Origin of the sequence: Rhizobium terrae (genome assembly GCF_003425685.1) — a bacterium.
Taxonomy (GTDB): domain Bacteria; phylum Pseudomonadota; class Alphaproteobacteria; order Rhizobiales; family Rhizobiaceae; genus Neorhizobium; species Neorhizobium terrae.
Window position 1 is genome coordinate 1 of the sequence record NZ_QJKM01000069.1, and the last position, 1,590, is coordinate 1,590.

Here is a 1,590-nt window from a genome sequence, read left to right on the forward strand (position 1 = left end):
CCACCCAAAGAATGGGCGATGGCAAAATCCCAATTCGCCGTTCTCTTCGCGGACCGCTTCCACGCCGCGAGGGCGTAAAACGAAATGTTTAACCGCACGCCCGTACACGAAATTCCTGACACTCCCGCTAGCCGGCGTTCTTCCTCTTCACGCTCTTCGCGCCGCGCCTTGTTGAAGGCCAAAAGGTAGAGGATCCCGTCTGCAATTATTGCAGCCTGACCAAAACTTCACCAGAGCTATCGGCAATTCCAGCCCGCTTAGGCTCTTCTGCAATCGATCTGACGTCTTCCAGCCTATCTTCCGCATCCCATTAGAGGCTACCGACAGGTATAGATCGGAAGGAATAAATTTCAGTCCCTCGCGCGCGTGCGCGTACTCGTCGCTAAACACCGTGCGACATGGTAGGTTCTATCGGCATCTGGGAAGCGATCTGGCATGACTATTCAGACAAATGATATCTATTACGAGGATCGGAAACCCTACGCGGTGACAGCGACACCCCTGGAAGACCTTCTTTCCAAACACTCTGTCGACGCACGCGACTTCTGCGATTCGTGGTCCACAAGCTGCTATCGCGGATATCGGGCCTATTGGTTCATCCAAGATGAGCAGTTGTTCCTACGGCGATTGGTGGTGCCGACGTCGAAAGAACCATATTGGCTTTCCGCACCGGCGGCGCTCAATCACGAAGTGAAAGCGTTGGCTGGCGCTACGAAATTTCCGATACCTGCAATCTGGTTCACCGGGGAATTTACCATCGGGATCGGCGAGCCCATTCCATCGGGGCACGCTTTTGGCCTCTATCCCTCGGAACAGGTTTTCAAGGTGAAGGGCGGCCTCGTTTTGAGCAAGAGGCGTCGGACGAATGTTGCCCGATCATGGGTGGAATTGGCCCAGAGCACCGGTGGCTGAGAACCCTTGACGCCAGTTGTTCAAATGGGCAGCACGGATGGCCAAGTCATTCAAAATAAGTGAAGGATTTCTCGCGCGCGCATGCGCGTGCCCCCGCGCGTATTGGTCCGCGAATTCGGCAACGTAGCCGGTTTTTACCGGGGATAGCGGCAGTAGCGAGACCCTTTGACGCCGTTGCCGATTGGCTGCCTAAGATTGGCATAGACTGCATGAGCGCCATTACGCTGTTGTCTGCCGATAGCACTGCCTCCGTGTCGGCACTCTTCCGGTCCATCAATCCAAGCTCACGGGCGATGAAGCTGGCATTCAGGAGATCGGCGGCAGCCAGTTCGAACTTCCAATTCCAGATGACATCCCGCGCGCGCATAGAGATGTCCGAAAAGCCTTCGGCCTGCGCATACTGGTCCCATGTGCTTCGGGAGATGCGGAGGTACAGGCAAAGCCCTTTCAGCGTCATGGCTCGTGGCCGGGGAACCCGTACCGTCTGAAATTTCCCAGCGTGGTGAATTGTCTGGCCCTTGTGGAGGGGATGACTTTCCACCCAGTCGAAATTGTCGGGCGACATGCACAATTGACCCCCGGACGGCATAAAGAAGTGACCCCTCTGTTTTGAGAGGAGCAATAGATGACGATTGAGATTTCGGTGAATCCTGCATTGTCGAGAGGGATGCAGGGTGA

Annotated in this window: 3 protein-coding genes; 1 reads left to right on the top strand and 2 read right to left on the bottom strand. The window is 55.5% G+C overall.

What is annotated here, in order from left to right; all coding sequences use genetic code 11:
- The coding region (locus tag DMO26_RS34230; protein ID WP_205421310.1) for a hypothetical protein at positions 1–182 on the bottom strand (182 nt) is incomplete at its 3' end.
- A gap of 253 nt (positions 183–435) precedes the next feature.
- Here DMO26_RS34230 and DMO26_RS33410 point away from each other — a divergent pair.
- Positions 436–912, top strand: a complete 477-nt coding sequence (locus DMO26_RS33410) for a hypothetical protein (protein ID WP_117196532.1) — start codon at positions 436–438, stop codon at positions 910–912.
- 46 nt (positions 913–958) lie between these two features.
- Here DMO26_RS33410 and DMO26_RS33415 read toward each other — a convergent pair.
- Positions 959–1,590, bottom strand: a 632-nt coding sequence (locus DMO26_RS33415; protein ID WP_226951525.1) for a DNA-packaging protein, incomplete at its 5' end; no start/stop codon positions are given.